Source organism: Actinophytocola sp., from assembly GCF_045807065.1.
GTDB lineage: Bacteria > Actinomycetota > Actinomycetes > Mycobacteriales > Pseudonocardiaceae > Actinophytocola.
This window is the reverse complement of record NZ_JBJMIE010000720.1, coordinates 1-6,578: the sequence shown is the minus strand read 5'-3', so window position 1 is coordinate 6,578 and position 6,578 is coordinate 1. Positions and strand designations below refer to the sequence as shown.

At 75.3% G+C, this 6,578-nt stretch carries 3 protein-coding genes; 1 reads left to right on the top strand and 2 read right to left on the bottom strand.

All coding sequences use genetic code 11. From position 1 onward, the window contains the following. Positions 1-172: 172 nt before the first annotated feature. Positions 173-2,515 (bottom strand): RCC1 domain-containing protein, encoded by a 2,343-nt coding sequence (locus ACJ73U_RS42470; protein ID WP_407783452.1) that lies wholly within the window; start codon positions 2,513-2,515, stop codon positions 173-175. Between the two features lie 90 nt (positions 2,516-2,605). Next, positions 2,606-3,469, bottom strand: a complete 864-nt coding sequence (locus ACJ73U_RS42465) for an alpha/beta fold hydrolase (RefSeq protein WP_407783451.1) — start codon at positions 3,467-3,469, stop codon at positions 2,606-2,608. Positions 3,470-3,536: 67 nt separating this feature from the next. Between ACJ73U_RS42465 and ACJ73U_RS42460 the strand changes: the two genes are divergently transcribed. Next, positions 3,537-6,578: BTAD domain-containing putative transcriptional regulator (locus tag ACJ73U_RS42460; RefSeq protein WP_407783450.1), on the top strand; the 3,042-nt coding region annotated here is incomplete at its 3' end.

The window sequence follows — 6,578 nt, the reverse complement described above, 5'->3', positions numbered from 1 at the left end:
GCCGATGCCGCCCCGCGTGTCGAGCACGCGGACGGGGGCGAGCGACGTGTAGGCCGACGGGGTCGCGTCCGCCAGCGCCGCCGCGGGCCTCGCCTGTGCCCGCGGACCTCCGGCGAGGACCAGACCGGCGGCAAGGACCGTGGTGAACGCACCGCACAGCGTTCGACGCATCTCAACCTCCAGGGTTCGAAACGATCGCGTAGCCGGCCTCCCCGCCGCCCCCGACGGCGCTCGCGCCGCTCAGACCCACGACCGGCACGGGCACCGCCGAGTGCTCGGCCACCCCCGCGTTGCCCAGTGCGTCGTAGGTGTTGGATCCCCACGCGAAGACGGATCCGTCGGCGCGCAACGCGTAACCGCCGTAGTCGAACGCGGCTACGGCCGTGGCGTCCGCGAGACCCGGGACCGGCGCCGGCACGCGGGACTCACACGCCTGCGCGGTCGGGTCGCAGTCGACGCCGTTGCCGAGCGCGCCGTCGAAGTTCCCGCCCCAGGACCACACCGTGCCGTCGTCGCGCACCGCGTAGCCGTTGTTGATGTTGCCGGCGATGCTCCTCACGCCGGTCAGGCCGGACACCGCGACCGGCACCCGCGACTCGCAGCTGCTCTGTTCCGGTGGGCACGGCTGGCCGTTGCCGAGCTGGCCCGCGCCGTTGTCGCCCCACGCCCAGACGGTGCCGTCGCCGCGCAGCGCGAGTGCGCCGTTGTCGCGGCCGGCGATCGCCGTGACACCGGTGAGGCCGGAGACCTGAACCGGCACGGGCGAGTACTCCTCCGGCGAGCCGTTGCCGAGCGCGCCGGTGCCGTTCTGGCCCCAGGCCCAGACCGTGCCGTCGCCGCGCAGCGCGTACCCGGTGCCCCAGCCGCTGGCGATCGCGACCACGTTCGTCAGCGCGGACACCTGCCGCGGCTCGGCGACGTCGTCGAGGCTCCCGGTGCCCAGGCGGCCGGTCCAGCCGGATCCCCAGGCCCACACGGTGCCGTCGCCACGCAGGGCGTAGGCACCCCTGTCGCTGCCGGCGATCGCGGTGACGCCGGTCAGCCCGACCACGGGCACCGGGACCGCCGAACCGCTGCCGAGCCCGCCGGTCGACGTACCCGTCCAGCCGTTGCCCAGCTGCCCGCTCTCGTTGTCGCCCCAGGCCCACACCGTGCCGTCCGCGCGCAGGGCGTACCCGTTCGCCCCGCTGCCGCCGTCGACCGCCCGCACGGCGGACAGGCCGACCACCTGCGTCGGGGTCGCCGACGAGGGGACGGCCTGGGCGGTGCCGAGTGCCTTGTTCACGTTCTCACCCCACGCGTAGAGGCAGTCGGCCGTGCAGGGCGCGTCGCCGGCCGCGGCGAAGACCCCGGCCAGGTCGGCGACGATGTGCACGTTCCCGTCGTGATTGTAGAGCTGGATGCCGAGCACCGGACCGAACGCGACCACGGCCGCGTTGGCGGCGGTCTGCCCGGCGGACAGGTTGAGCGTGGAGGTGTCCGGCTGGTCGTACTCCGCCGCCCACGCGGTCACGTAGGTGCCGGCCGTCGCGTCCACGCCGGTGACGTTGAGCACCGCACCCGTGGTGGTCGCCGGCAGGCCGTCCGGGAGGGCGACGTCGATCGTGCCGGCGGTGCCGACGGGCCCGCCGGCGCCGTTCCTGGTGTCCAGCAGGCGCGTCGGCGGCATCGGGAGGAAGGCGGCGCCGTAGTCGGGGGTGTAGAAGCCGGTCAGGTCCACGACCGCGTCGACGCTGCCGGCGTTGTTGTAGAGGCTGACCTTGCGGTCGGCACCGATGGCGACGGTGACGAGGTTGGGCCTCGTGTCGCCGCTGGGCACGTTCACGTTCGAGGCCGTCGGCCGTGCCGCGCCCGCTGGCCACGCGGTGACGAACGTCGACGCGGTCGCATTGGTGGCGGTGAGGTTGAACGTCACCGCGGTCGCCGACCGGGGCACCCGGTTGGTGAGGTCGACGACCCGCGACCCGCCGGGGCCCAGCGGGCCGCTGTCCCGCGTGTCGAGGAACCGGCTGGCGGGCAGGGCGGTGAACCTCGCGCCGGCGCCCGTCGCGTAGTGACCGGCGAGGTCGGCGACGATGTGCACGTTCCCGGCGAAGTTGTACAGCGCGACCTCGCGGTCCGCGCCGAGCGCCACCGTCACCTGGTTCGCCCTGATGTCGCCGGCGGGCAGGTTGAGGCTCGACGCGGTCGGCCGGCCCGTGCCGGCTGGGTGGACCGTGATGAAGGTGGCGGCCGTCGGCGCCACGCCGGTCACGTTGAGGACGACGGCCGTCGCGGTGGCCGGCACCGCGCCGGAGAGGTCGAGTGTGAGCGTGCCACCCGGGCCGACCGGACTGGTCGAGCCACCCGTCCCCGTGCCGGTCCTGGTGTCGAGCAACCGGACCGGCGCGCGGGGTGTGAACGTTGACATCGGTTGGTCGGCGACCGCCGCGGGTGCGGAATCCGCGGGTGGGGCGGCGGCGAACGCTCCCGCGGCCAGCAAGGCGGTCAGGGCGGCGCTGAGCGCTCGGCGCATGGAGAAGTACCCCCTGGTTGGTACGGTCCGACCAGGAACGGACGGTAGCGAACCGTTACTGCTGGTGCTACCGCCTTTCGGCCCAGTGGCCTAGCGGGTGAGAAGTTCACGGAGGTGTTTGATCACCTCGGCCGGGCCCTCCTCCGCCATGAAGTGTCCGGACGAGACGGTGACGTGCGTGAGGTCCGGCGCCCAGGCCCGCCACAGCGCCGCGGCGTCGTAGCCGAGCGCCGCGCCCCAGTCCTGCTGCAGCACGGTGACCGGCATGCGGAGCCGGGTGCCGCTGTCCCGGTCGCGCTGGTCGTGCTCGACGTCGATGGTGGCGGAGGCGCGGTAGTCGGCGACGATCGAGGTGACCGCGTTCCGGGACGCGGCCAGGTAGGCGGCACGCACGTCCGGTGGGAAGGCGCCCTGCGCCCACGCGTCGAGGAAGTGGCCGAAGAACGCGTCCGGCGCGGCGCCGATCATGGCCTCGGGAAGGCCGGGTGGTTGACCCATGAGGTAGAGGTGGAAGCCGACGGCGGCGGTGGTGCCGTGCAGGACGTCCCACATGTCCAGTGTCGGCAGCACGTCCAGGCACCCGAGGTGGGTGACGGTGTCGGGGTGGTCGAGGCCGGCGCGGAAGGCGACCAGCGCGCCGCGGTCGTGCCCGGCGAGCGCGAACCGCTCGTGCCCGAGCGCGCGGGCGACGGCCACGACGTCCTGCGCCATCGTGCGCTTGGCGTAGGTGTCGCCGGTGTCCGCCGGCTTGTCGCTGTCGCCGTAGCCGCGCAGGTCGGGGCAGATGACGGTGTGATCGCTCACCAGGTCGGCGGCGACGTGCCGCCACATGAGGTGGGTCTGCGGGAAGCCGTGCAGGAGCACGACGGGCGCGCCCGTGCCGCCTACGGCGACGTTGAGGCGGGTCCCGTCCTGGGTGGTCACGCGGTCGTAGGTGAATCCTGGGATCTGCATGTTGTGAGCGTTCAACCCGGGAGTCAGCGGTCGGTCAGCGCTGACTGAGCGCGTTACAGTGCTCGCGGTGATCACGTTTCGGGTGCTCGGCCCGCTGGTGGCCGAGGACGAGCGGGGTCCGGTCGAGTTGAGGGGGCCGCGACACCGCGCGGTGCTGGCGCGGCTGCTGGTCGCGCGGGGGCGGGTCGTCCCGGTGGGGCAGCTCGTGGCCGACCTGTGGACGGATCCGCCGGACGGGGCCGTCGGCGCGGTGCAGACGTTCGTCGCCGCGCTGCGCAAGGCGCTCGAACCGGACCGGCCGCCCCGGACCCCGGCCCGCGTGCTGGTGACCGCGGGGCCGGGTTACGTGCTGCGTGCCGCGGCGGTCGACGCGTGGGAGTTCGAGGCGGCGGTCACGGCGTCGGGTTCGCCCGAGGCGGTGCTCGCCGGCGTCGACGCGGGGCTGGCGCTGTGGCGTGGACCGGCGTACGCGGACTTCGCCGACGAGCCGTGGGCGCGCGGGGAGATCGCCCGCCTCGACGAGCTGCGGCTGCTGGCGGGGGAGCGGCGGGCGGCCGCGCTGCTGGACTCCGGCCGTGCGGCGTCGGCGGTGCCGGACCTCGAGGCGCAGGTGAGGGCTCACCCGTGGCGGGAGGACGCGTGGCGGTTGCTGGCGCTCGCCCGCTACCGCGCCGCCCGCCAGGGCGAGGCGCTGGACACGCTCCGCCGCGCGCGGTCGGTGCTGGCGGAGGAGCTGGGCCTCGACCCGGGACCGGGGCTGCGCCAGCTGGAGACCGACATCCTGGCGCAGGCGCCCGGTCTCACCGGCGCACCCGTGCTGACCGGCCTCGCCGCCACGTCGCCCGGTCCTCGTCGCCGCGCCGCCACGTCGTCGACGGCCACGCACGACGTCACGAGCGGGGGAGACGAACCGGTGCCCGGCAGTCGAGCCACTCCTGGCCCCGGCACGCTGGTCGGCCGAGCCGGTGAACTCGCTCAGTTCGCCGCCGCGGCCGCCGCTGTCCGGGAACGCGGGAAGGTCGCGCTCGTCCTCGTCGCGGGTGAGGCCGGGGCCGGGAAGACCGCCCTCGCGCAGGCGGGTGCCACCCACCTCGCCGACCAGGGCTGGACGACCGCGTGGGGCGGCAACCCCGAGGACGACGGCCTACCCGCCGCCTGGCCGTGGACCCGGATACTCGCCGCCCTGCCCGGGCCCGCGCCGGAGCCCGAGACCGGTGGCGACCCGGCCGCCGCCCGCTTCCGCTGGCACCGGGCTGTGCACGCGCACCTCACCCGGCACACGCCGCTGCTGCTCGTGCTCGACGACCTCCACCTGGCCGGCGAGGAGACACTCGCCCTGCTCGCGTCCCTCGTCGCGGAGCCCGGCGCGATCCTCGTCGTCGGCACCTACCGCACGACCGACGTTCCCGGCCGGCTCACGCGCTTCCTCGGCCGGGTCGCGCGCACCGAACCGACGCGGATCTACCTCGGCGGTCTCCCGATCGGGCCGACCGCGCAGGTGGTGAGCGCTCTCACCGGCCGGGACGCCGACCCGGGCACCGTCCGGCTGGTCCACCGGCGCAGCGGCGGCAACCCGTTCTTCGTGCGTGAGCTGGCCCGGTTGCTCGCCGCCGGCGGTGACGTGTCCTCGGTGCCGGCGGGCATACGCGACGTCGTGCGGTACCGCCTCGCCACGCTGCCCGAACCGGTCCGGTCGGCGTTGCGGCACGCGGCCGTGCTCGGGGTCGACGTCGAGGAGTCCCTGCTGCCCGGTGCCGGCGTGCTCGACGCCCTCGAGGTCGCCACCGCACGCGGGTTCCTGGTGGAGGTGGGGCCGGGACGGTTCCGGTTCGCGCACGCGCTCGTCCGGGACACGCTCTACGAGGACCTGTCCCGGTCCCGCCGCGCGCGGTGGCACGCGAACATCGCCGAGGCACTGGAGCGGGCGCGGCCGGACGACGTCGCGGCGCTCGCCCACCACTTCCTGCACGCCGAGGACCCGGCGACAGCGGCCAAGGGTGCCCGCTACGCCCGGGCCGCGGCCGAGCAGGCCGAACACCGCTTCGCGCCGCACCAGGCGGCCCGCCTGTGGCAGGCGGCCCTCGACCACGCCGGCGACGATCCCCGGGAACGGCTGACGCTGCTCGTGGGGCTCGTGCGCGCGCTCGCGGTGACCGGCGCGCTCGCCGAGGCCCGCCGCCACCGCGCCGAGGCGCTCGACCTGGCCGAGGCCGTCGACGACCCCGCCCTGACGGCCGGCGTGATCGCCGCGTTCGACGTGCCGGCGGTGTGGACCGAGTCCGACGACCCCGCGCTGGCCGGGCGCATCGTCGAGGTCACCGAGCGCACGCTCACATCGTTGCCGGGAGCCGAGCCCGCGGTCCGCAGCCGGCTGCTGTCCACCGTGGCGCTGGAGCTCCGCAACACCGGCGGCCCGCGCGCGCACGCGGCGGCGACCGAGGCGGAGGCCATCGCCCGCGGCCTGGCGGACCCGGCGGTGTTGGCGTTCGCACTGAACGCGCGGTTCATGCAGTCGTTCGAGCGCGCCGGCGGCGCCAGGCGACGGCTGGCCATCGGCACGGAGCTGGTCGACCTGGCCGCCCGCCACGCGCTCGTCACGTTCGAGGTCCTTGGCCACCTGATCCTCGTCCAGGCGAACTCGGCACTGGCCGACCTCACCGCCGCCGACCGGCACGCCGCCGAGGCCGAACGGCTGGGCGACGACTACGAGATCCCCGCTGTGAGCGTGCTCATCGCCTGGTACAGGGCCATGCGGGCGACGATTGCCGGCGAGCCGGCCGAGGCCGCGTACCGCGCCGTCGCCGTCCGGCTCGCGGACAGCGGGATGCCGGGGATGTCCGACGGCATCCTGGGCCTGGCGCTGCTGTGCGACCGCCTCCGGCGCGGCCAGCCGCCGCGGCCGGACGACTTCGGCCCGTACGAGCCGTGGTGCCGCCCGCTGGTGCTGCTCGCCGCCGGTGACGTGGCCGGGGCGCGGGCGGTGAGCGTGCCACCCGCGCCCCGGGACCTGCTGTTCGAGGCACGCACGTGCCTCCACGCGCTGGCCGCGGTCAGGCTTGGCGACCGCGAGACGATGACCCGCCTGTACGCCGAGCTGGCGCCGGCCGAG

What these genes read in the sequence shown, in the direction of transcription:
- ACJ73U_RS42465 (WP_407783451.1), bottom strand. Translation starts at nt 3,469, where the DNA reads ATGCAGATCCCAGGATTCACCTACGACCGCGTGACCACCCAGGACGGG.
- ACJ73U_RS42470 (WP_407783452.1), bottom strand. Translation starts at nt 2,515, where the DNA reads ATGCGCCGAGCGCTCAGCGCCGCCCTGACCGCCTTGCTGGCCGCGGGA.